This window comes from Aureimonas sp. Leaf454, assembly GCF_001424685.1.
In the GTDB taxonomy this organism is placed as follows: Bacteria; Pseudomonadota; Alphaproteobacteria; order Rhizobiales; family Rhizobiaceae; genus Plantimonas.
In genome coordinates this window covers 371,355-394,042 of sequence record NZ_LMQT01000012.1, presented here as the reverse complement: position 1 = coordinate 394,042, position 22,688 = coordinate 371,355, and the positions used below count along the sequence as shown (strand labels likewise).

Here is a 22,688-nt window from a genome sequence, read left to right as displayed (position 1 = left end):
CGACGATGCGCGTCGGATCGGCGCGGATCACGCCTCGCCCTCGGCCAGCCGGCCTTCTTGCTCCGCGTGACGCAGAGGTTAACGGCGGTGGACGAGAGAATCCCTCGTTCCAGGCGACGTCAGCTCGGCGCGTTCGCGTGTTCGGCGAGAATGTCGCGGATCCAGACGGAGAGCGAGGCGACGGCCGGCGCTCGGTAGAGTTCGATCTCGTTCAGCGTCTCGTGCCGCGCTCCGGCGACGATCTCGCTCGTGACCCGGCGCGAGCCGTTGATCCGGATTCGGGCCGCCAGGGCGTCGACCGCCTCGCCCCCGGCCGTCGCCGGATCGCTGCCGCCGCCGAGAAGATGGATCGGCAGGTCCGTGGGCAGCTGGGAGAGCTGCGCCTCCTCTCCGGCCCGGCGCACGAGATCGACGATGTCGCTCGCCATCGAGACCGTCGGCGTGAAGCCGCAGAGAGGATCTCGCGCATAGTCCTCGACGACCGAGGGATCGTGCGACAGCCAGTCGTGCGGCGTGCGGGCGCCTTCGACCGACTTGCCCCAGGCTTCGAACGTGGCGCGGGCGAAGAGCCGGCTGGCGACGTCCGAGCCCTTCATCGCACGCTCCACCTTCAGCCCCTGGACGGCGATCCGCTCCTGGAGCCCGAAGGTGAGATTGGCGTTCCAGACGGCGACGCCGGCGAGTTCCACACCGTATCGCTCCGCCATCTGGAGCGCGATCGTGCCGCCGAGCGAGTGTCCGAAGACGATGATCGGAAGACCGGGATGCTCCGATCGAGCGTGCGCCAGAACCGCATGGCTGTCCGCGACGACCTTCGCCGCGCCGTTCGACGTCGCGAAGCGCCGGAATGGAGCGTCGAGCGCCGATGTGGAGCCGTGCCCTCGATGGTCGTGCACGAAGACGTCGAGATCCAGCCGCCTCATCTCGTCCGCGAAACCTTCGTAGCGGCCCCCATGCTCGGCGAGACCATGCTGCACGAGAAGGATGCCGCGCGGGACGGACGAGGCCCGCGCGACCCTCACGTGAAGCGCGGCGCCCGTCGGGCTGTCCAAGGTGAAACGCTCGTCGAACAGGGCGCGAACTCCCGGTGGTGGTCGCCTGCGATAGCGGGTCCTCGTGGCGACGCAAGGCTTTTCGCGCCCTTCAACTCATGGCGGTTCTCCAGGACTTGCCAGACGGACCGGAATCGTCGATGTTCACACAATGTTCTTGATCGACACCAACCGCCTCCAAGCCCAGCGCCGACTGGACGTCTGCCCGATCGCGCTCGCGGTCGCAGCGGTGCTGGCTTTGCTTCTCGTGACGATGGTCGGCGCGAAGGCGCAGCCGGTGCTGGACGGCTTTCTCCGGGCGTCGAAGTCCTGCCCGGCGACGCCCGCCATCCGGTCGGACGACAATCCCGGCGGGGTGGTTCTGACGCCCGGCCGGACCTATCGTCTCCTGGCCGAGAACAAGGCGGACGGAAGCCATTATCTGCTGGTGACGCCGGGCGCTTCGCCGGAAAAGCGGTGGGTCGAGAAGACCTGCGGCGAGCGGGTCGCGTTCGAAGCCGCGCCGGATGCGTCACCGAAGGGACGGCCGGAGATGGCGGCGTCCCCGTCGGCGTCGCCGGCTTCGGGAGATCGCCGACGGCGCGGGTCGCGGGTGATCGTGGCGATGAACTGGCAGCCGGCCTTCTGCGAGATCTCGAACCGGGCGGAGTGCCGTTCGCAGACCAGCGAGCGTTTCGACGCGTCCCATTTCGCCCTTCACGGTCTCTGGCCTCAGCCGCGCGGTCGTGAATTCTGCGGCGTGTCGAGCGCTCTTCGATCGGCGGACGAGAATGGCGACTGGCTCGATCTCCCAGCGCCCGTCGTGTCGCCGACGACGCGTCGCGACCTCGAACGGGCCATGCCCGGGACGCGGTCCGGTCTCGACCGGCACGAATGGTTGCGCCACGGCACCTGCTACGGCACCGACGCGGAGGAGTATTTCCGCGACTCGCTCTGGGTTCTCGACGCGGTGAACGCATCCGGGGTGCGAACGCTCTTCACCACAAGCGTCGGTCGAACGTTGACGCGCGATGCGGTGCGTGCCGCCTTCGACCGCAGCTTCGGCGCCGGCACCGGCGAGCGCGTGCGCCTGACCTGTCGGCGCGACGGCGACCGCACGTTGATCTCCGAAATCACCCTTGGACTTTCCGGCGACATCCGGGTCGGCGCCGATCTCGCGGCGCTGATCCGCGCGGCGCCCGAGGCGAGGGGCGGATGTTCGGAAGGGATCGTGGACGCCGTCGGCCGTCAATAGGCGCTTTCCGATGCGGATTTGTTGCTCATCGGCGTCGGCTGGCTTAAGTCAGGCGCAAATTCCGCCTCATCCGACCTTGGAGAAGCGCGCGCCATGGCACGCCAGTTCATCTATCACATGTCGGGCCTCAAGAAGGCCTATGGAAACAAGAAGGTGCTGGAGGACATCCATCTCTCCTTCTATCCCGATGCCAAGATCGGCATTCTCGGTCCGAACGGCTCGGGCAAGTCGACCCTCCTGAAGATCATGGCCGGCGTCGACACCGAATACACCGGCGAGGCCTGGGCCGCCGAAGGCGCCAAGGTCGGCTATCTCCCGCAGGAGCCCCATCTCGACGAGTCGAAGACGGTCTTCGAGAACGTCATGCTGGGCGTCGCCGACAAGCAGGCGGTCCTCGACCGCTACAACGAACTGATGATGAACTATTCCGACGAGACGGCGGACGAAGGCGCCAAGCTCCAGGACATCATCGACAGTCAGAACCTCTGGGATCTCGAGCCGCAGGTCGAGATGGCCATGGAGGCTCTGCGCTGCCCGCCGGGCGAGGCCAGCGTGGCGAGCCTGTCCGGCGGCGAGAAGCGTCGCGTGGCCCTGTGCCAGCTCCTCCTGTCCAAGCCGGAAATCCTCCTCCTGGACGAGCCGACCAACCATCTCGACGCCGAAACCATCTCCTGGCTCGAGAAGCACCTGCGGGAATATGCCGGCTCCGTGCTGATGGTCACACACGATCGCTACTTCCTCGACAACGTGACGGGCTGGATTCTCGAGCTCGATCGCGGCCGCGGCGTTCCCTACGAGGGCAACTACTCGGTCTATCTGGAGAAGAAGCAGAAGCGCATGCTGCAGGAGGGCCGCGAGGACGACGCCCGCGCCCGCGCCATCGCTCGCGAGCGCGAGTGGATCAGCCAGGGCGCCAAGGCCCGGCAGACGAAGTCCAAGGCGCGCATCAAGGCCTATTCCGATCTCGTGGAGGCCTCGGAAAACCGCAAGCCCGCCGAAGGCAAGATCGTCATCCCGGCCGGCGAACGTCTCGGCAACCGGGTGATCGAGGTCGAGGGTCTGACCAAGAGCTACGGCGATCGCGTCCTCATCGACAATCTCTCGTTCAAGCTTCCGGCCGGCGGCATCGTCGGCATCATCGGGCCGAACGGCGCGGGCAAGACGACGCTCTTCCGCATGATCACGGGACAGGAGCAGCCCGATTCCGGCTCGATCAAAATCGGCGACACCGTCCATCTCGGCTATGTCGACCAGAGCCGCGACTCGCTCGCCCCCAACAAGAACGTCTGGGAGGAGATATCCGGCGGCGTCGATATCCTGAAGCTCGGCAAGTACGAGATGAACTCGCGCGCCTATGTCGGCAACTTCAACTTCAAGGGCACCGACCAGCAGCAGAAGGTCGGCACCCTGTCCGGCGGACAGCGCAACCGCGTTCATCTCGCCAAGATGCTGAAGTCCGGCTCCAACGTCATCCTTCTCGACGAGCCGACCAACGATCTCGACACCGAGACGCTGACGGCCCTGGAGGACGCGCTGGAGGAATACGCGGGCTGCGCGGTGGTGATCAGCCACGATCGCATGTTCCTCGACCGGCTTGCGACCCACATCCTCGCCTTCGAGGGCGACAGTCATGTCGAGTGGTTCGAGGGCAATTTCGAGGATTACGAGCAGGACAAGATCCGTCGCCTCGGCCCTGATTCCGTCAATCCCAAGCGTCCGAGCTACAAGCGCCTGACGCGCTGACATCGTGCGGGCTGGTCTTGAAGCCGCCCGCGCCGTGCCGGATCGGAAGCCGAGCGGACCGATCCGACGCGGCGCGACGGTTCGTCTTCACCCTTCGCTGCAGTTCCGGCCCGTCGCGTCGACCGCGGCGGAGCCGGGGCCGTCGCGAGAGGATCGGCACTTCGTGTCGTGGAAGGAGACAGGCCCGGCGACGGCATGGGCGGCGGACGGTCGAAAGCAGGGCTTCGCGACTTGCCGCATAGGGTTGTTTTCATAGGTGTATGGTAATTCGAATGGATCGACGTCGACGGCGGCCGTGTCCGTCGCGGCAGCGGTCGCTTCGAAGGCGCGAATTGGCGCGATGAATGGCGACCTGCGAGGTCATGTTTGGAGTGCGGGGACGCCGAACGGGATGGAAGCAATCGATTTCGAGCGGCTTTTCGAGGTTCTGCCGAGTCCTCACATGGTCCTCGACCGTGAACTCCGCTACGTGACCGCCAATGCCGCCTATGAGGCGGCCGTCATGCGGCGTCGGGACGACCTCGTGGGCGGTCGCCTCTTCGATCTCTTTCCGAACGAAGGCGAGGGTCGCCGGCGTCTCGAAGCCTCGCTGATCAAGGTCTTCGAGACCGGCGAGAGCGACACCATCGCCTTCATCCCCTACGAGATTCCAAAGCCGGTCGCCGAGGGCGGCGGATTCGAGAAGCGTTACTGGACGGCGATCCATACGCCGTTGAAGGACGCTGGCGGCTCCACCCACTATATCCTGCAGAACACGGTGGACGTGACGGATTTCGTGGCCCTCCAGGAGGCCGCGTCTCTGCCGTTCCGCACCCAGTCCGGCAGCATCGAACTGCTGCAGAGAGCGCGGGAGGCGGAGACGGCCTATCAGGCGAGCCTGGCCGAAAGCGCGGATTTCAGGCGCCTGTTCCAGGAGGCGCCGGGCATGATCGCGGTTCTGTCGGGGCCGCAGCATGTCTTCACCTTCGCCAACGACGCCTATCGACGCCTCGTCGGCGAGCGCGATCTGATCGGCCTGCCGATCCGCGAGGCTCTTCCCGATATCGAGGGGCAGGGCTTCTACGAACTCCTCGACGGCGTCTTCAAGCTGAGACAGGCGCACAGTGCCGAAGGGCAGAAGCTGATGCTGCGACATCCCGGCGAAACCGCGCCGCGGGAAACCTTCATCGACTTCTCCTACCATCCGATCCAGGATCGAGACGGCCGAGTGACGGGAATCTTCGTCCAGGCTGCCGACCGCACCGACCACTTCAAGGCGGTGAACCGGCAGCGCCTGATGGTGGACGAACTCAATCATCGCGTGAAGAACACGCTGGCGACCGTTCAGTCGATCGCGCGCCAGAGCTTCAAGTCCGTGGCCTCGGAAGCGGCGCGGGCGTCCTTCGAGTCGCGGATCAAGGCTCTGTCCAAGGCGCACGATGCGCTCAGCGCCGGGCACTGGGAGGCTGTCGATCTGTCTCAGTTGATCGGCCAGGAACTCGCGGCCTTCGGCAGCGACCGGATCGAGATGGCGGGACCGGAGGTCGATCTCGTGCCGCGCGCGGCGATCGCCCTGGCGATCGTGTTTCACGAACTGTCGTCCAACGCCGCCCATCACGGTTCGCTCGCCCGAGATGCGGGGTCGGTCACGATCCGATGGTCCCGCGAGACGGGGCGCGTCGGCGAACGGCTCGTGCTGGAATGGCGGGAAGCGGGAGGTTCGGCGGTGGCAGAACCGGACCGAAGGGGCTTTGGCACGCGTTTGATGGAGCGCATCGTGGAAGGCGAGCTCGGCGGCGATCTCCAGCTTGCCGTCGACGCGCAGGGTCTCGTGTGCCGTCTCGACGTTCCGACCGAAGGTGTGGAGATGGGCGCGGGTCAGCATGGACATTGACATGAACCGGCTGAGAGGAATCAAGGTCTTCGTCGTCGAGGACGAAAGTCTCGTGGCCATGCAGCTCGAGGACATGCTGTTGGATTTCGGCTGCGACCTCGTCGGGCTCGCCATGCGGGTGGGCCGGGCGATGGAGATGTTGGCCAAGGTCGCCGAGGTCGACATCGCCATTCTCGACGTCAACATCGGCGGCGACAAGGTCTATCCCGTGGCCGATGCGCTTCGCGCACGGGCCATTCCGATCATCTTCGCCACAGGCTATGGACGCGCGGGCGTCGAGCCGGAGTGGCAATCCTACGACATTCTCCAGAAGCCCTACACGTCCATCGAAGTCGGTGAGAAGATCGCGGCACTCGCGCTCCCCGCCGCCTGACGGCGGATGCGTTCCCGGCTCGTCGGGCGAAGCCTACTCGTCCGCCGTTTCGGTGAGAAACATCACGATCGATCTCGCATCCATCGAATGATCCCCGTACCTCGCGGCTGGGAGGGGACGGCGCAGGGCCGCGTGCCGCGAGGGGTCGGCGAGGATGATCGCGCCGCGACCGCAAAGCCCGAGCCGTTCGGCAAATCCCGCGCGGACCTCGTCGGCGGCGTCGAGGCTTACCAGAACATGGCGGTACGTTCCCTCCCGCATGCGATCGCCGGCGATGCCCTGGTTCGACGCGAGCGTCGCCTCGGCACCCGCTTCCTCCAGCGCCTCGGCGGTGGCGCGGCCCCGCGCGGCGACGCGGTCGACCACGAGGATGCGACGGCCTTTGAGGAGGCTGGCCCAGGAAAACGCATCGAAGGTCGCAAGTCCGGTCGCCATGGAGCGAGCCTGCCATCTCTCGGCGGCCGCGTCGAGATCCCGCCCGCAATGACGCCGCCGTGTCCGCTCCGCCCTTGTACCGGATCGGCCTTTTGCTCATGAAGGCTCGGATTGATCAACGCATCCGGAATGGTCGTGCCGCATGGACGTCTTCGTACAAAACCTCATGGACAGCCTCGGGCCGTTCGGGATCGCGCTCCTGATGTTCCTGGAGAACATCTTTCCGCCGATACCTTCCGAGGTCATCATGCCGCTGGCCGGCTACAAGGCCGCGACCGGCGAGATGTCGATCGTCACCGTGATCATCGCGGGTTCGATCGGATCGCTGGCGGGCATCGTGCCGTGGTATTACCTTGGCTATGCCTTCGGCGAGAAGCGCGTGATCTGGCTCGCCGAGCGTTACGGCCGCTGGATGACCATGACGCCCGAAGACGTCGAGGCCGCCGATCGCTGGTTTCGCCGCTACGGCTATTGGGCCGTGTCCTTCGGCCGGCTCATTCCGACGGTTCGCACCTTGATCTCGGTGCCGGCGGGCCTGTCGCGGATGCCGTTCCTCGTCTTCTTCGGCGTCTCGGCCGTCGGCACGGTCGTCTGGACGGGTGGGCTTGCGATGGCCGGCTACATCCTCGGCCAGAACTTCTCGTCGATCGAGTCCTATATCGGTCCGGTTTCGAACGCCGTCGTCATCGGCGTCGTCCTTCTCTACCTCTATCGCGTCGTCACGTTCAAACCCTCGACGCGCACGACGCCGGTGGATCTGAAGTCCGACGAACACCCGCACCTGCACGATTGAGAGAGGCTCGATGCAGCGAACGCCCGCCCGCAAGATACCCGGCCGCTTGGCGGGACTTTATCGCGCCGCCGGCAAGGACTTCGTGTCCGAGGCGGTGGACGCGCTCGAACTGACCTTCGAGGGGATCGAGGGCGACGTGCATGGCGGCACGACGCGCCGGTCCGGCGGACGAGAGCCCTGGTACAAGCGCGGCACGCTGATGCGCAACGAACGACAGCTTTCGCTGCTCGCGCCGGACGAGCTGCAGATCGCCGCCGATGCGCTCGGCATTCCCGAGATCCGACCGGAATGGATCGGCGGCAACATGCTGATCGAGGGCATCGCGCATCTGACGCATCTGCCGCCGCGCACGCTGCTCTTCTTCGAGGGCGGCGTGACCGTCAGGATCGACGGCGACAACGCGCCGTGCCGTCTCTCCGGGCGCTCGATCGCGCGCCAGTTCGAGGGCCGCGAGGACATCGAAATGGCGTTCCCGAAGGTCGCGAAGAACCGTCGGGGGCTCGTCGGATGGATCGAGAAGCCCGGGCGCGTGGCGGTCGGCGAAGCGTTCGAGGCGCGGCTGCCGGAGCAATGGATCTATTCCTGATCGTCGTCGATCCGGCCAGAGGCGAGGTCGTCACCCTCGTCCGTCGCGTCCGGTTCCAACCGACGCGTCGCGCCCCAGCGGTCCAGCACGTCGTTGATCGCGTCGACGACGAAGAAGCGGGCGGCGTCCCGGCCGTAGCCGTCGTCGAGCAGCGTATCATAATCGGTGTGCGCGTGCCGGATGTAAGCGACGGCCGCGAGCCAGAGGGCGGTCGCCGGCGGCAGATCCCGCATGCGGCGCGATCCCGCCGCGCCCCGGATCGCTTCGGCGTCGAAGTAGGGCACGCGCGGAATCGTCGACGTCAAGGCCTTCGCGATCGCTTGCTGCCGCTTGGTGGTCATGTCGCCGCGAGCGTGCTCGTCGGCCCCGCGAGCGCCGCTGTCGGCCCCGCGAGCGCGGCTGTCGGCCCTGGGAGCGCGGCTGTCGGCGTTTGCACGCCATCGGCGTATCGGCCGGCGTCCATCTTCGGCGGCACGTCCACGCTTTCGAAATAGGGCTTGATGTCGAGAAGCGGTGTTCCGTCGAGGACGTCGATCGCATCGATCGTGACGAGGCCCGAAGCCGGATCGAGCGCGACGATCCGCACGAGATGGAGACCGATGGGGTTGGGACGGACGGGCGAGCGCAGCGCGAAGGTGCCGCGCGGTTCCTCGGCGTGGCGCGGCGTCTGAACCGCGAGGTCCCGCCGCGCGCCGTGAAGCCAGGTCAAGAGATGGACGGCCTGTCCGGCCGCCAGTCCGGCCAGTGCCGGCCGAAAGGCCTCGTCGATCTCGATCGTTCCGGCTTGGCCGGCTTCGCGGGCCTGCCGCAGGTTCTTCGGACAGGATCGACGGTCGGTATGGGCGGACCGAATGCGGCCGATGAAACAGAGACGGGCATCGTCGGCGTCGGCGGGATCCCGATCGAGGATCGTCTCGCCGGGCCTCGGCTGGTCGGTGTCGGTCGATGCTGTCATGCCGGGACTTCGCATGCCCGGACACGGCCCCGTCAAGCCAGAAGCACGGGAAAGCGCTTGCTCTGTGCTGGGAATACCATATAAAGATATCTTTATATCCTTTGAGAGTTCCGATGCTGCAGACCCGTCTCGATCTCGATCGCGCCCTCGATGCGCTGAAGGCGCTGGGGGAGCCGACGCGGCTGCGCCTCGTCCGGCTGCTCTCCAACGGTGATCTCACGGTGACCGACCTCGTCCAGATCCTCGGCCAGTCGCAACCCCGCATTTCCCGTCATCTGAAGCTTCTCGTCGATTCGAAGATCCTGACGCGTTACCAGGAGGGCGCCTGGGCCTATTTCCGGCTGTCCGACGATGCCGGCGTCGCGGCCTTGGTCGAGCGCCTGATGGAGCAGATCGACGGCGCGGATCCGACCCTGAAGCGCGACGCCGAACGGCTGGACGACGTCCGCACGGACCGCGCCGCGCGGGCGGCCGATTACTTCGCGCAGAATGCCGACAGCTGGGACCGCATCCGGCTGCTTCACGCGCCCGACGCCGATGTCGAGCGGCGCCTCCTCGACCGGATCGGGGAGGCGCCGGTCGAACGGCTTCTCGACATCGGCACGGGAACGGGCCGCCTTCTGGAACTGCTCGCCGGCCGCTGCTCGCGTGCCATCGGCATCGACGCCTCGCGCGAGATGCTGCAGGTCGCCCGCGCCAAGCTGGAGGCTGGCGGCATCGTCAATGCCACCGTCCGGCTCGGCGACTGCTACCGCCTGCCGGTTCAGCGCGACGCCTTCGACCTCGTGACGCTTCATCAGGTTCTCCACCACCTTGCCGATCCCGTAGCCGCCCTTCGCGAGGCGGCCGCGGTTCTGGCGCCGGGCGGACGTCTCGCCGTCGTCGACTTCGCGCCCCATCATCTCGAGTTCCTGCGGGATCATCACGCGCATCTGCGCCTCGGCTTCGGCGCGGAGGCGCTGTCGGCGCAATTGGAGGAGGCGGGACTGGAGGTTCTCTCCGTCGATCGCCTCGGACCGGCCCATCCCGATCCCGACCGGCTCACCGTCACCATCTGGTTCGCGCGCGATCGTCGTGCCGCCCTCGCTTCCGCCCCCCTTGATTCGATCGCCGTTGAGAAAGCTTGATCCATGGCCTTGAGAGCTCCCACGTCCGGCAAGGACATCCGCGTTTCCTTCGAGTTCTTCCCGCCGAAGTCGGAGAAGATGGAGGAGACGCTCTGGGCTGCCGTCGAGCGGCTGGCGCCGCTGTCGCCGAGCTTCGTGTCCGTGACCTATGGCGCGGGCGGCTCGACGCGGGAGCGCACGCATCACACCGTCTCGCGCATCCTGAAGGAAACCCAGCTCGCCCCGGCGGCCCATCTGACCTGCGTCGACGCGTCGCGCGGAGAGGTCGATCAGGTGATCCGGCAATATCGGGACACGGGCGTTCGACATTTCGTGGCGCTGCGCGGGGATAGCCAGGCGGGGGCGGGTGCGGCCTATACCGCCCATCCCGACGGCTACAAGAACGCCGTGGAGCTCGTCGCGGGTCTTCGTTCCATCGACGATTTCGAGATCTCCGTTTCGGCCTACCCCGAAAAGCATCCCGAAAGCGCCGATTTCGCCACCGACATCGATCTCCTGAAGCGCAAGGTCGACAACGGAGCGACGCGGGCGATCACCCAGTTCTTTTTCGACAACGACCTCTACGAGCGCTACGTGGAGCGGGTGCGCAAAGCGGGGATCTACGTGCCGATCGTGCCCGGGATCGTGCCGATCCATGACTTCGTGAAGGTCGCGCGTTTCTCGCAGGCGACCGGCGCGACGATCCCCTCTTGGCTTGCCGAACGCTTCGCCGGCCTCGAGAACGACGCGCACACGCGCAGCCACGTCGCGGCGGCCGTCTGCGCCGAGCAGGTTCTCGATCTCGTCGAGCGAGGTATCGACGATTTCCACTTCTACACGATGAACCGGGCCGATCTCGTCTACTCGATCTGCCACATTCTCGGGCTTCGCCCGCAAGCGGCTGGCCAGGCCGCCGTCGAGGCCAGCGCGGCGGCGGCGGCCTGACGTCGACGGGCAAAGACGGTCCTGCACAAACGCAAGAGGCCGGAGCGGTGTGCTCCGGCCTCGTCTGATCGATGGAAAGGCTCGATGCCCTCGAAGGGATGCGTGCTCGACGCTTTAAGGCAGAACGCCCGCGACCATGGCGCCGACGAAAACGAAGGCGGCCGAGATCATGAGGACGTTCAGGGATCGCGGAATCGACATCTGGGGTCCCTCTCATGGAGACACCCACGTTAACCTACCGTTCAGATTGGTAAAGATCCAATCGTTGCTGCGGTGCACGGATTGTAACCGCGAAACTCAACGCGTGACAATTAAAAGAACAAAATATCATATATCCTTTCTAAATTAGAAAATTTAACGCACGCGTAGCCACTCGTTGGAAATCTATTTCGGGTGCCTTCTTGTGGACAAGATCGCTACCCGTTTGCGGCGAGCCGTTCGAGATGGTGGGCCGCGGCCAGCGCGAGAGCGTCACGGCCGAACCTGGCGATCACGCTGATGCCCAAGGGCATGCCGGATGCATCGACGAAGCCGGGAACGTTGACGCAGGGGTTCCCCGTCAGCGTCCACAGACGGTTCATCGCGGGATCGCCCGTCGTCTCGAGAGAGGCTGGCGCGGCGCCGAGCGCGGACGGCGCGATGAGGATGTCGACATCGTCGAACAAGGCCGTCGCCGCGCGACGTCCCTGCCGCGCAGCGCGGCGGGCCTCGTCGTAGCGATCCGGCGCGATGGCCGCGCCCTCGTCGAGCGCTTGGCGAAGGAGCGCCGTCAACCGGTCCCGTTCCGCCAGCCGTTCGTGCGCCAGTGCCTGCGCTGATTCGTAAGCCTGGATGAGCGGCTGCGCGAGACGGGCGTTGGTCAGCACCGCTGGCTCCGCCGTGTCGAGAAGCCTCGCGCCGGCGCGTTCCAAACGACTGGCCGCCTGCGCGATGGCGCTCGCCATTGCGGGATCGAGGCGATCGTCGATCGCGGAGCGGTAGATGCCGATTCTAAGGCGCGCCATGTCCGTCGCCGGGACGGCGAGGGCGCGGCCCGTCAGGAGCTCCGCCAGCAACGCGACATCGGCGACGCCCGCGGCGAAGAGGCCCGCCGTGTCGAGCGACCAGGCGAAGGTCTTCAGGCCGACGACCGGGAGGAGCCGGAAGCTCGGCTTGTAGCCGGCAATGCCGCAGAAGGCGGCCGGGCGGATCACCGAGCCCGCCGTCTGCGAGCCGAAAGCGCCGTCCACCATGCCCGCCGCGACGGCCGCGGCCGAGCCCGACGAGGAACCGCCCGGCGTGTGCGCGAGATCGCGCGGATTGCGCGTTGCCGTCGGCGTCATGTGAGCGAATTCCGTCGTCGCCGTCTTGCCCGCGATGAAGGCGCCCTTGGCGCGCGCGAGCGCGACGACCGCCGCATCCGCGCGCGGTCGGTGCCCTCGGTAGATCGCGGAGCCGTATTCGCTGTCCATGTCGGCGGTGTCGAAGATGTCCTTCACGCCGAGCGCAATGCCGGCGAGCGGTCCCCGCGCGGCGACAGCCGCCGCCGCGGTTTCGGCCGGGGCGCGCCGCACGAAGGCCCGGATGTCCCCGTCGAGCGCATTGATGCGCCGGTTGCGCTCCGCAAGGCATGCATCGATGCCGAGCGCTCCGCTCTCGATTGCCGCCAGTCTCCGGCGCAGGCTTTCCCCGCTCATCGCCGGGAGATCCGCGCGCGGATCGCGCGGGGAAGGCGCCCGTCGATCGCGGCGAGACCGGCGAGGATGAGCGCGAAGCCGGCGATCTCCTCGATCGTCAAGCGTTCGCCGAGGAAGACGACGCCGAGAAGGATGGCGCTGGCTGGAACGAGGAAGGTGACGAGCGATGCGTTCGTCGCGCCCGCGGAGGCGACGACTTCGAAATAGAAGATGAAGGCGAGGGCGGTCGCGGCAAGCGCGAGGGCTGCAAGCGCCGCCGTTCCGCCGAGGCTCAGCCCGGCATAGACGGACGGCCCGTAGAGAACGAGCGTCAGCGGCGCCATGATGAGGCTCGAGGCGCAGAGCTGTCCTGTCGCGATGACGGCCGGCGGAACCCCGCGAAAACGCCGGGCGAAGACGCCACCCAGCGCGTAGAAGAAGGTCGCGCCGATCAACGCCGCGAAGGCGAAAAGGGGCACGGATTGCGCTGCGCCGAGGGCCCCTGGCCCGATCAGCACGACGACGCCGACGATCCCGAGGGCGACGCCCGCGAGCTTTTGTCCCGTCAGCCTCTCGTCGCGGGTCGCGGCCGCGGCGACGAGGATCGTCCAGAGCGGCGTCGTCGCATTGAGGATCGAGGCGAGCCCGCCGCCCACCACCGTCTGGCCGATGGCGAGAAGCAGAAAGGGCACGGCGTTGTTCAAAAGGCCGAGGATCAGGAAATCGACGGCTCGACCCTGCAACGGTTTCAGGGAGATGCCGCGCAGCCGCAGGTAGGTGAGAAGGGCCAGCGCCGCCAGCGTCAGTCGCGCGGCGACCAGCGGCAGGGGCGGCAATTGCCGGATCACGATCTGCGTGAAGAAGAAGGAGCCGCCCCAAAGCAGGCCGAGAATGACAAGAAGCAGCCAGGCCCGGGAATTGATCGTCAGGGCCGGCGAGGCGGCGGGCGCCCTGGATGGGATAGATTCTGCGGTCATCGGGAATGCGTCCTCGGGCCGTTCTCGACCGATGCTGGGGTGTTGCAGATGACGCCCTCACATGCCACCCGTTTTCGCCGGTGCGAAACGCGTCGTCGTCGTGAGGAACGGCGGACCCATGGACGGCGTGAGGAGCCTTCTGATGCAGATCTTCGAGACGGCCAAGGAAGCGGCCTTGGCCTTGCGTCCCGATGTCCCGGTCTATTGCTTCCGTCCGAACGTCCTCAAGGAGGACGCGCGGTCCTTCATGGAGGCTTTTCCCGGCGAGACGGCCTATGCCGTGAAGACCAATGGCGAGCCGATGGTGCTGAAGGCGCTGTCGGAGGCCGGCGTCAGGATCTTCGACGTTGCGTCGCCGGGGGAGTTCGAGGCCGTGCGGGCCGTCGCGCCGAAAGCCGAGATGCTCTACATGCATCCGGTGAAGGCCCAGTCCGACATCCGGCTCGCTTTCGAGACCTACGGCATTCGCACCCTATCGCTGGACCACGAGGACGAAGTCGCCAAGATCCTGCGGATCGTGCGCGCGCTGGATCTCGATCCCTCGACGATCACGCTCTTCATTCGCCTCCAGACGAAGGGCAGCGCGGCCTACGAGCTGTCCAAGAAGTTCGGTGCCGCCCCCGCCCATGCGGTGGAGCTCCTCCAGCGCTGCCACAATATCGGCTTCAAGGTCGGCATCTGCTTTCATGTCGGCTCGCAGATCGAGGACCCCGAGACCTATGAGCGGGCGCTCGGCTCGGCCTACTGGGTGCGGTCCCGGGCGGGCGTGCCGCTTGCCGGTCTCGATGTCGGCGGCGGCTTTCCCGCCGAATACGGCCATGACCCGAAATCCAAGAAGCCGGACATGCCCGGTCTCGGCCAGATCATGTCGCGACTGCGCGGGGACATCGAAGCTCACGACTTCCAGGACACGCCGCTCGTCGCCGAGCCCGGCCGCGTCGTGGTGGCGCGGGCCTTCTCGCTGATCGTGCGCGTGCTTCTGCGCAAGGGCCGCCGGCTCTACATCAACGACGGGATCTGGGCGTCGCTGTCCGACTCATGGACCGGCAAGATCACGTTGCCCGCCCGTTTCATCCCCGATCCCGCCCGCACCCGGCGCAACGGCAATCCCCAGACCATCGCGCCGTTCCGCGTCTGCGGGGCCACCTGCGACAGCGTCGACATCCTGTCGCGGCCCTTCTGGCTACCGGAAACGGTGGACACGGGCGACTGGATCGAGATCGGCCATATCGGCGCCTATTCGCTTTCGCTGCGCACCCGCTTCAACGGCTTCTATCCCGACACGTTCGTCGAGGTGACCACCCCCTTCGACCCCGGCAAGGCGGAAGGCTATGCCAGCCTGGAGACGATGGGGGAGCAGCACTGACGCAAAGAAGGCCGGCGAATGGCCGGCCTTCCCCGTCGATCAGGATGCGTCCGCGATCAGCGCGACGCCTTGTACAGCTTCTGCGCGATCTCGAACATTTCCTCCGGCGCGTAGTCCGGCGTGAAGGCGGAGGGAACGCCGGTCAGCTGGTGGATCTTGCCGCCTTCCGGCATGCCGTCGACGACCTCGAGCTCGCCCGGCGGATCGTTCGGCAGCGCGACCTCTCCATTGCCCCAGATGCCGGCCATCTCCTTGTAATCGTTCGGGCTGAACGTGTAGAGGCGGCGGTGGGAGCCTTCGTCGAGATATTTCTGGCATTCCGGGATTTTGTCGAGCGGAATGTTCGGCGTCGGCAGGAAGTCCTTGACTTTGACGCCGGTGATCTTCTCCAGCGCCAGCGCGTAGGCATGCGCATGGACCGAGCCGCGCACGAGGAGGTAGCCGCAGACCTCGCGCCCCGTCGGGTCCGTCAGCGTCTCGTAGACGCGGAGCTTGTGGAGCCGAGCACCGCATTCGAGATGGAAGTTGTGGAGGAGATCGACGACGACGTTTCCGGTCGTCGTGATGAAATCGTTGTTCCAGGACGCGCCGTTGGAGTTCACGGGCATCGCGCCGCCGCCGCCGGACAGGAAAGCCGCGGCGAGGCGGATGTCCTTCATGTCCTCGAAGGGCGCACCCGAAATGTCGCCCCCGTCCTTCGCGTCGCCTTTGGGCTTGTCCGGCCCGTTCGCCAGCATGGCGACGCCGTTCGACACCAGTTCGACATGGCCGAGCTCTTCCGCCGTGATCGACGCGACCAAGCTGTAGAAGGGCTTCAGCTTATCCTTGGATCTAAAATTGAAGCTCTGGAACATATAGTTCCCGAGCGTCGACATCTCACCGTACTTGCCACCCAGCAGTTCCTGCAGGGCAGCTGCGGCGTTCGGGTCTGCCCGCTTGGGCGCGGGCAGCTCCGCCTGTAGCTTGTCGACTCGCATGAACATCGAGATTACCTTTCGGAGAGTGTCCAATCCGAACGGGTCCCAATGATAAGCGTTCCTCTGCAAGGCTGTGTGCGGCTATCGACCTTTTCGGGTCCAGCCCATCGCGAAAGAAGCGATCCGGTCGCGATCGGCCCGACGCGCGCACCGCGTCATCGCTGCGGCGTGATATCCTTCAGAAGCTCCGGATCGAGGTCGATCCGATGCTCCGGGAAATGATCGAGGATCATGTTCGCGTTGCGCTTGTGAGCCTTGAAGTAGACATCGAAAACGTCGCCGAGCAGCGGAACCGAGCCGACCGCGACGTCGAGGCCGAGATTGCCGATCATCCTCAGGATCTTCTGGCGCGGCAGGCCGAGCTTGCGCGCCTCGTTGATGATGAAGAGCCCGATCAAGCCGCCGGCGGCATCGCCGACGCCGGGAACGAGGCCCATCACGCTGTCGGCGCCGAAGCGCACGCCGATGACGGGCACGCGGATCGCGGTGTCCATCAGGCGCGCGAGCCGGCTGATGCGCTTCAATCGGCGCAGACGTTCCGAGGTCGTGATGTCGTCGGCAAAGGTGCCGCTGGCGGTGCTGGTGACCATCGTCTTGTCGAAAGGCCTTTCTCTCGGTGCGCCGTGGGTTGAGGCGGCGTCCCACCGGATATGGGAAGCGGCTCGCCTGACGATAAGACCCGTTGATCAACATCCCGTCCGCGGCGCGTCCCGCGTCTTAGGCGTTCCCGCTATCGCACTGCGCTCTCTTTCTTTTGCGCCGCGAAGGGTTCGGACCATCATGGAGCCGCAGTCTTGCCCTTGAAGGCTGCAGCGCATCGGGGGCGAGCGCCGGAACGGGGAATGGGCGCTTGGAAGCTGAAGCGGTCGGACATGCGGCGGGGCTCGTCGAGGTCGCCTTCGTCACCGTGGTCGCGGTGACGGCCGGACTGCTTCTCATGCGCTTGCGGCTGCCGCCGATGATCGGCTTCATTCTCGCCGGCATGGCGCTGGGGCCGACCGGTCTCGGCGTCATCCGAAACTCGGAAAACGTCTCCGCGCTGGCCGAGATGGGCGTCGTCGTCCTCCTCTTCTTCATCGGGATGGAAATCTCGTTGAAGGCCTTCATCCAGACGCTGAAGCCCGCTCTGCAGATCGCCGGAGGCCAACTCTGCGCGGCCATGGCCATCGCATTCGCCTTGATGGCCGTATCGTCGGCGACGCTTGCCGAGGCGATCATCCTCGGCTTCATCATCGCGCTCTCCTCGACCGTCGTCGCGATGAAGATGCTGGCGGAGATCGGCGAGCTTCGCACCGATGTCGGCCGGATCACGGTCGGCGTGCTGATCGCGCAGGACATCGCCGTCGTGCCCATGCTGATTCTCGCGACCGCCCTCGGCGATCCCGGCGAAATCGGCTGGGGCCTCATCAGCTTGAAGATCGTCGGCGCGGTCGCGGTCCTGGCGCTGCTCCTGCGCTATCTCGGGCGGCGCGGGAAGCTGCGGCCGGCCTTCGCAGCGGCGGTGGAGGACAATGTCGAGATCCTCGTCCTCGGCTCGCTCGCCTTCTGCCTCGCGGCCGCCGCGATCTCGGGCGTCGCCGGACTGTCGCCGGCCTACGGGGCCTTCATCGCGGGGCTGATCGTCGGATCGTCGACCTTGCGCGGCCGCGTCATCCCGGTGATCGAACCGATCCAGAGCCTGCTCCTCGTCGTCTTCTTCCTCTCGATCGGTCTCCTCATCGATCTCTCCTTCATCGTCGAGGAGTGGAGGCTCGTTCTCATCGCCTCCGTTTTCGTGATCGTCGCCAAGACCGTTTTCAACGTCCTCCTCATCCGCATGGCGGGCCTGCCGCACCGAACGGCGATGGAAGCGGGCCTGTCCATGGCGCAGATCGGCGAATTCTCCTTCATCATCGCCGCCGCCGCCTTCGCGTCCGACGCGATCGGCGACGACGTCTACCGCCTCGCCATCGCCGTCACGGCCGTGACACTGCTCGTCTCGCCGGCCTGGATGTCGGTCATGCGCATGATCGACAACGAGGCGCGCTTCGGAATCGCGGAGTTCAGGCGGGCTCTGGCGGAGATCTCGTCGGAGCGCGGCCCCGCCGCGCGGGGCGTGCATGCCGTCGAGGACTGGGCGCACCGGCTGAACATCCGCCGCCGCGCCCTGCGGCGCGCGATCCGGCGGCGGCGGCACGCGGGACGGGTCGAAGAGGGGCGACCGGCGGTTTGATCCGGAGCACGGGGGCGTTTCCACGCACGGGGGGCGTTCCGCGATCGGCGGCCGGCAGGATCCACCACCGGCCTCGTGCTGCCGACCGGTCGTCCAGTCTTAGAGAGCGGCGAGAAGATCCGGCGTCGGCCAGCCGTCGGCGGGAAGGCCGAGGCGCTGCTGTTCCTGGCGAACGGCCTCGCGGGTGCCGCCGCCGAGAATGCCGTCGACCTTGCCGACGTCATGGCCGCGCTGGCCGAGCTTGGTCTGAAGCGCCTTCATCTCCTCGACGGACAGGCCAGGCTGGGGCGAGCCCATGTCGACTGGAGGCGCGCCGGCGAGGCGGGTCGAGAAGTAGCCGGCCGTCAAGGAATAGACGAGCGACTTGTTCCATTCGAGATAGACGTCGAAGTTCGGGAAGGCGAGGAAGGCGGGCCCGCCGCGACCCATCGGCAGGATCAGAGAGGCGGGAAGGGCGTCGCTTTCGAGCGCCGAGCCGTCCGCCTTGGTGATCCCGAGACCCGCGAACTCCGAACGCGGCTCCTTGTTGGCGAGCGCGGCGCGATCCCAGGGAAAGTCGTCCGGCACGCGCACGGCTTCCAGCCACGGCTCGCCGGCGCGCCAGCCGAGCGACTGCATGAACTTGCCCGTCGTCGCCAGCACGTCCGCGTCGTCCTTGAGGAGGTCGACGCGCCCGTTGCCGTCCTCGTCCGTGCCGAACTTCAGATACTCCTCCGGCAGGATCTGCGTCTGGCCGAGCTCGCCCGCCCAGGCGCCCTTCATCTCGTCGGGAGTCAGATAGCCCCGGTCGGCGACCTGCAGCGCGCCGATGAGGTGCGGGCGGAAGAGTTCGGGACGGCGGCAGTCGTGCGCCAGCGTCGTCAGCGCGCTGATCGTGTCGAAATCGCCGAGCACCGCGCCGTAGTCGGTCTCCAGGCCCCAGAAAGCAGCGATCGCGGGGCCGGGGACGCCGGTCTCGGCTTCCACCTTCTGGAAGGTCGAGGCGTATTTCTGAAGGTTCGCCTTGCCCTGCTTCAGGCGCGATCCGTTCACCATGCGGGCGGAGAACTCGCCCCAGGTCTGGCTGAACACCCCTTGCGCCCGGTCCCGCGCCAGGACCTTCGGGTTCTGCACCATGTGCGGCGCGGCAGCTTCGATCGCGCCCTCCGAGATGCCGGCCGCGCGCGCTTCGGCCTTCACGCCCTCGACGAAGGCACCGAAATCGCCGCCGCAGGCGGGCGCGGACTGCGCGCTCGCAAGCGAGGTTCCGGCGAGAAGAAGCGCGAGGGCGGCGGCGAGACGACGGGCATGCATGGGCGATCGGTCCTTCGAAGGCAGATGTGCGTGCGCAGACCTATCGCGGCGCAACGTGGCGGTTTGAAGGAATGGCGCGCCGCTCGAAACCGCTGATGGCTTCAGGTCCTGACGCTGCGCGCCTTCACCCACTTCGCCCAGTCCGCCTTGGATCCGGAGAAGGCGTTGCGGTCGACCTCGCCCGTCACGCCCGGCACGGTGCCGGTCGCGGTCCACTGCCAGAAGCGGAAGGGGCGGCCGGTATAGACGTTGTTGGGATGGTCCTTCACCGCCCGGAGCCAGAATTCATGCCGCGGCAGCGTGCCGACGAGGCGTTCGCGGTGGATGTCGATCGGCGCGTAGATCACCGGCTTCGTTCCGTAATGCAGTTCCACGACGTCGAGGAACGCTTCCATCTCGCGAACGAGGTCGGTGCGCGGCGGGCGGAGCGTGCAGGTCGGTGAATCCGGCGTCCATTCGACATCGAGGACCGGCGGCAGGGTGTTGGCTTCCTTCGGTACGTTGTCGATGAACCAGCGCGCCTGCTCGGCCCCGGATCGGCAATGATAGAAGAAATGGTAGGCCCCGCGCGGCATGCCGGCGGCACCGGCCGCCCGCCAGTTCGCGTGGAAGCGGGAATCGACGCGGTCGCCTCCTTCCGTGGCCTTCAGGTAGGCGAAGGAGACGCCGCCGCGGCGGGCCGCCGACCAGTCGATGTCGCCCTGGTATTTCGAGACGTCGATACCGTGGACCGGGTAGTGATCCGGGGTTGGGCCGCTGTGGCCGGACAGCGCGAGATCACCGGCATCCAATCCGCCTCCCGTGCAACCCCCGAGAAGCCCGGCGGCGATGAGCGGGAGGAAGGACCGCCGCGTCATCGCCGAAGAAACCGCATCCGCCATCAAAACTGCCGCCTCGTCGAGATCGTTCGAAAACAATGGATTGGCGGCAGGATGCCGCATCGTGGTTAACGTCCCTTGACCATGCGCGCCGATTTAGCTCTCGCCGCCCGCAAATTAGGCACTATCTCGCTCATCACGCTCTGCGGAGCAACAAGGCAGGGTCGGCGTCATGACTCACTGAAATGAGGCGTGATGATGAAAGACCGAACGCCTCGGGGCCTGCAGGCGTTGAGGCCCCGAAACCAACGAATGGATGGAACGTCACCATGAAGAAGATCTCCTTCGCGATCTGCGCCTCGGCTCTCCTGGCTCTCTCGGCCTGCTCCGACAGCAACACCGAGACACCCGCCGCAACGACGACCACGACGGCGCCCGCGACGACCTCGACGACGACGACCGAGCCGACGACGGGTTCGATGAGCACCACGGCCCCCTCGTCGACCACGACGACGACGACCCCGGCCACCGGCACCGGCACCACGGCGCCCGCTCAGTAAGGCGACGACGCCGGGCTTGTCCGGCGCATCGGGAACGATCGAGGGAGGCGGCTCTGTGCGGGAGCCGCCTTTTTCATCTCAGCGACCGCCGCGACGTCCTGCGACTGTGGCGAAACGAGACGTTCCGTCCATCCGGCGGGGGTGACGCAGCGTGCCCGGCCGGGATACACTGAGAGGTGGCGGCGGACCTACCGAACCGGCGCATGAGGCGATATCAGGACCGTCGATGCAGATCGTATCCAGTCTCGCGGCTCTGCTTCGCAGCTTGCCGCAGTCGGGCCGCCATACGCTCGATTCTCTCTACGAGGCCATCCGCACGCTATTCTCGGGCGACCGCGAGACACGCCGCAGCGTGGCCTTCTCCGTGGCGATGATCGCGCTGTCCGCCAAGATGGCGAAAGCCGACGGCATCGTTTCGCCGGCGGAGGTCGCCGCGTTCCGTCAGATCTTCGACATCCCGCAGGACGAGCTGCGGAACGTCTTCCGTCTCTACGATCTCGCCAAGCAGGACATCGCGGGCTTCGAGGCCTATGCCCACAAGATGACGGCCCTCTGCCAGGACCCGACCGGCGGCTGCCAACTGCTCTCCGATATTCTCGACGGCCTCTTCCACATCGCGAAGTCCGACGGTCTCGTGCACCAGCGCGAACTCGACGTCCTGACGCGGATCGCCGAGATCTTCCGCATTCCCGAAGCCGAGTTCGCCGCGATCCTGCGCCGCCACGTCTCCACCGGTCGGCAGGGCGCCTATGCCGTTCTCGGCGTGGAGCCGGACGCGCCGCCGGAGATCGTTCGCGCCCGCTATCTTCAACTGGTCAAGGACAATCATCCCGACCGCCTCGCCGCGCGCGGCGTGCCGGACGAGTTCATGGCGATCGGCCTGGAGCGCATGAAAGCGATCAACGCCGCCTACGACGAGGTGGCGCGGGTGGTGGCGACGGGATGAGCGCGGCTCTTCTGGAAGCCGACAGCGCGCTCGTCACCGATCTTCTTCCATCCCCCAACTGCAACGATCGGCGCGTTGCAACCGGGCCGGACATGATCCTTCTCCATTATACCGGGATGGAGGACGGCGAGATGGCCGCGCGCTGGCTCGCTCTGGAGCGCAGCCAGGTCTCCTGTCACTATCTCGTCCATGAGGACGGCCGGATCGTCCAGCTGGTGCGGGAGGCGATGCGAGCCTGGCATGCGGGGGCGGGGACCTGGCGCGGACGCGACGACGTCAATTCGCGCTCGATCGGCATCGAGATCGTCAATCCCGGCCACGATCACGGTTATCGTCCCTTTCCCGACGCCCAGATCGAAGCCGTGATCGCGCTCTGCCGGGACATCCGATCGCGCTGGACCATTTGCGCCGAGGCCGTCCTCGCCCATTCCGATATCGCTCCCGCACGCAAGCAGGATCCCGGCGAGCTGTTTCCGTGGGCGCGTCTGCATCGGGCGGGTCTCGGCCATTTCGTCGAACCCTCGCCGATCCGCGGGGGGCGTTTCTTCGGGCTTGGCGATGAAGGCGAACCCGTCGCGGCCTATCAGGGCCTTCTCGCCGCCTACGGCTACGAGGTCGAGGCGACGGGGCGGTTCGACGAGTCGACGCGGTTCGCGACGATCGCCTTCCAGCGCCATTTCCGGCCGGCGAAGGTCGACGGCATTGCCGATCACTCGACCATCGAGACGCTCCATCGCCTCCTCGTCTCTCTGCCGACATCGCCCTTCGCCACGGTCTGAACGAGTCGCT

The 22,688-nt window shown here is 66.6% G+C and carries 23 protein-coding genes; 12 read left to right on the top strand and 11 right to left on the bottom strand.

The window, feature by feature from the left end:
• Positions 1-119: 119 nt before the first annotated feature.
• Positions 120-1,052, bottom strand: coding sequence for an alpha/beta hydrolase (locus tag ASG43_RS10655; protein WP_244488057.1), 933 nt, complete (start codon positions 1,050-1,052; stop codon positions 120-122).
• A gap of 151 nt (positions 1,053-1,203) precedes the next feature.
• On the opposite strand from ASG43_RS10655, the gene ASG43_RS10650 reads away from it, so the two are divergent.
• The 4 genes from ASG43_RS10650 (at position 1,204) to ASG43_RS10635 (ending at position 6,275) form a co-directional block, all read left to right on the top strand.
• Positions 1,204-2,286, top strand: coding sequence for a hypothetical protein (locus ASG43_RS10650; RefSeq protein WP_056504159.1), 1,083 nt, complete (start codon positions 1,204-1,206; stop codon positions 2,284-2,286).
• 93 nt (positions 2,287-2,379) lie between these two features.
• On the top strand, positions 2,380-4,029 hold the full coding sequence (gene ettA, locus ASG43_RS10645) for an energy-dependent translational throttle protein EttA (RefSeq protein WP_056504155.1): 1,650 nt from the start codon (positions 2,380-2,382) through the stop codon (positions 4,027-4,029).
• A 391-nt stretch (positions 4,030-4,420) separates the two neighbouring features.
• Entirely contained in the window at positions 4,421-5,902 is a 1,482-nt protein-coding gene (locus ASG43_RS10640) for a PAS domain-containing sensor histidine kinase (RefSeq protein ID WP_056504151.1), read from the top strand.
• Between the two features lies 1 nt (position 5,903).
• Positions 5,904-6,275 carry a response regulator gene (locus tag ASG43_RS10635; protein ID WP_244488056.1) on the top strand — a complete coding sequence of 124 codons (372 nt, stop codon included), beginning with the start codon at positions 5,904-5,906 and terminating at the stop codon, positions 6,273-6,275.
• 33 nt (positions 6,276-6,308) lie between these two features.
• On the opposite strand, the gene ASG43_RS10630 is transcribed toward ASG43_RS10635, so the two are convergent.
• On the bottom strand, positions 6,309-6,710 hold the full coding sequence (locus tag ASG43_RS10630; RefSeq protein WP_056504144.1) for a hypothetical protein: 402 nt from the start codon (positions 6,708-6,710) through the stop codon (positions 6,309-6,311).
• Positions 6,711-6,852: 142 nt separating this feature from the next.
• Between ASG43_RS10630 and ASG43_RS10625 the strand changes: the two genes are divergently transcribed.
• Both ASG43_RS10625 and ASG43_RS10620 read left to right on the top strand, forming a co-directional pair.
• Positions 6,853-7,503 carry a DedA family protein gene (locus ASG43_RS10625; protein WP_056504141.1) on the top strand — a complete coding sequence of 217 codons (651 nt, stop codon included), beginning with the start codon at positions 6,853-6,855 and terminating at the stop codon, positions 7,501-7,503.
• Positions 7,504-7,513: 10 nt separating this feature from the next.
• Positions 7,514-8,089, top strand: a complete 576-nt coding sequence (locus ASG43_RS10620; protein ID WP_056504139.1) for a molybdenum cofactor sulfurase — start codon at positions 7,514-7,516, stop codon at positions 8,087-8,089.
• On the opposite strand, the gene ASG43_RS10615 is transcribed toward ASG43_RS10620, so the two are convergent.
• A complete protein-coding gene (locus ASG43_RS10615) occupies positions 8,080-8,430 on the bottom strand; it encodes a DUF2293 domain-containing protein (RefSeq protein WP_056504136.1) in 351 nt (116 codons plus the stop codon). The two genes, ASG43_RS10620 and ASG43_RS10615, sit on opposite strands and share 10 nt — an antisense overlap.
• Complete coding sequence (locus tag ASG43_RS10610) at positions 8,427-9,044, bottom strand: SAM-dependent methyltransferase (protein WP_082490809.1); 618 nt, start codon at positions 9,042-9,044, stop codon at positions 8,427-8,429. Before ASG43_RS10610 ends, ASG43_RS10615 begins: the two co-directional genes overlap by 4 nt.
• 113 nt (positions 9,045-9,157) lie before the next feature.
• Between ASG43_RS10610 and ASG43_RS10605 the strand changes: the two genes are divergently transcribed.
• Both ASG43_RS10605 and metF read left to right on the top strand, forming a co-directional pair.
• Positions 9,158-10,171: a metalloregulator ArsR/SmtB family transcription factor gene (locus ASG43_RS10605; RefSeq protein ID WP_056504133.1), complete on the top strand. Its 1,014-nt coding sequence runs from the start codon at positions 9,158-9,160 to the stop codon at positions 10,169-10,171.
• 3 nt (positions 10,172-10,174) lie between these two features.
• The gene (gene metF / locus ASG43_RS10600) at positions 10,175-11,095 is read left to right on the top strand and encodes a methylenetetrahydrofolate reductase [NAD(P)H] (protein WP_056504130.1); all 921 of its coding nucleotides are present in this window, start codon (positions 10,175-10,177) and stop codon (positions 11,093-11,095) included.
• Between the two features lie 416 nt (positions 11,096-11,511).
• Here metF and ASG43_RS10595 read toward each other — a convergent pair whose 3' ends face one another.
• Together ASG43_RS10595 and ASG43_RS10590 are read right to left on the bottom strand one after the other, a co-directional pair.
• Positions 11,512-12,771: an amidase gene (locus ASG43_RS10595; protein ID WP_056504128.1), complete on the bottom strand. Its 1,260-nt coding sequence runs from the start codon at positions 12,769-12,771 to the stop codon at positions 11,512-11,514.
• A complete protein-coding gene (locus ASG43_RS10590) occupies positions 12,768-13,727 on the bottom strand; it encodes a DMT family transporter (RefSeq protein ID WP_056504124.1) in 960 nt (319 codons plus the stop codon). The genes ASG43_RS10595 and ASG43_RS10590 overlap by 4 nt, the downstream gene beginning before the upstream one ends.
• 142 nt (positions 13,728-13,869) lie before the next feature.
• Between ASG43_RS10590 and ASG43_RS10585 the strand changes: the two genes are divergently transcribed.
• Positions 13,870-15,093 carry an alanine racemase gene (locus ASG43_RS10585; protein ID WP_056504537.1) on the top strand — a complete coding sequence of 408 codons (1,224 nt, stop codon included), beginning with the start codon at positions 13,870-13,872 and terminating at the stop codon, positions 15,091-15,093.
• Positions 15,094-15,149: 56 nt separating this feature from the next.
• Here ASG43_RS10585 and ASG43_RS10580 read toward each other — a convergent pair whose 3' ends face one another.
• Together ASG43_RS10580 and ASG43_RS10575 are read right to left on the bottom strand one after the other, a co-directional pair.
• On the bottom strand, positions 15,150-16,076 hold the full coding sequence (locus ASG43_RS10580; protein ID WP_056504121.1) for a manganese catalase family protein: 927 nt from the start codon (positions 16,074-16,076) through the stop codon (positions 15,150-15,152).
• A gap of 149 nt (positions 16,077-16,225) precedes the next feature.
• Positions 16,226-16,660: a DUF4112 domain-containing protein gene (locus ASG43_RS10575; protein ID WP_056504119.1), complete on the bottom strand. Its 435-nt coding sequence runs from the start codon at positions 16,658-16,660 to the stop codon at positions 16,226-16,228.
• 260 nt (positions 16,661-16,920) lie between these two features.
• Between ASG43_RS10575 and ASG43_RS10570 the strand changes: the two genes are divergently transcribed.
• Positions 16,921-18,282 (top strand): cation:proton antiporter, encoded by a 1,362-nt coding sequence (locus ASG43_RS10570; protein WP_056504116.1) that lies wholly within the window; start codon positions 16,921-16,923, stop codon positions 18,280-18,282.
• A 99-nt stretch (positions 18,283-18,381) separates the two neighbouring features.
• On the opposite strand, the gene ASG43_RS10565 is transcribed toward ASG43_RS10570, so the two are convergent.
• From ASG43_RS10565 to ASG43_RS22715, 3 genes are all read right to left on the bottom strand, one after another.
• Positions 18,382-19,575: a lytic murein transglycosylase gene (locus ASG43_RS10565; RefSeq protein ID WP_056504113.1), complete on the bottom strand. Its 1,194-nt coding sequence runs from the start codon at positions 19,573-19,575 to the stop codon at positions 18,382-18,384.
• 101 nt (positions 19,576-19,676) lie between these two features.
• Positions 19,677-20,516, bottom strand: coding sequence for a glycoside hydrolase family 25 protein (locus tag ASG43_RS10560; protein WP_244488055.1), 840 nt, complete (start codon positions 20,514-20,516; stop codon positions 19,677-19,679).
• A gap of 73 nt (positions 20,517-20,589) precedes the next feature.
• Positions 20,590-20,922 carry a hypothetical protein gene (locus ASG43_RS22715; protein ID WP_156386627.1) on the bottom strand — a complete coding sequence of 111 codons (333 nt, stop codon included), beginning with the start codon at positions 20,920-20,922 and terminating at the stop codon, positions 20,590-20,592.
• A gap of 257 nt (positions 20,923-21,179) precedes the next feature.
• Here ASG43_RS22715 and ASG43_RS10550 point away from each other — a divergent pair, with 257 nt between their 5' ends.
• Both ASG43_RS10550 and ASG43_RS10545 read left to right on the top strand, forming a co-directional pair.
• Entirely contained in the window at positions 21,180-21,899 is a 720-nt protein-coding gene (locus ASG43_RS10550; protein ID WP_056504109.1) for a DnaJ family molecular chaperone, read from the top strand.
• The gene (locus ASG43_RS10545; RefSeq protein WP_056504106.1) at positions 21,896-22,678 is read left to right on the top strand and encodes an N-acetylmuramoyl-L-alanine amidase; all 783 of its coding nucleotides are present in this window, start codon (positions 21,896-21,898) and stop codon (positions 22,676-22,678) included. Before ASG43_RS10550 ends, ASG43_RS10545 begins: the two co-directional genes overlap by 4 nt.
• Positions 22,679-22,688 lie beyond the last annotated feature (10 nt).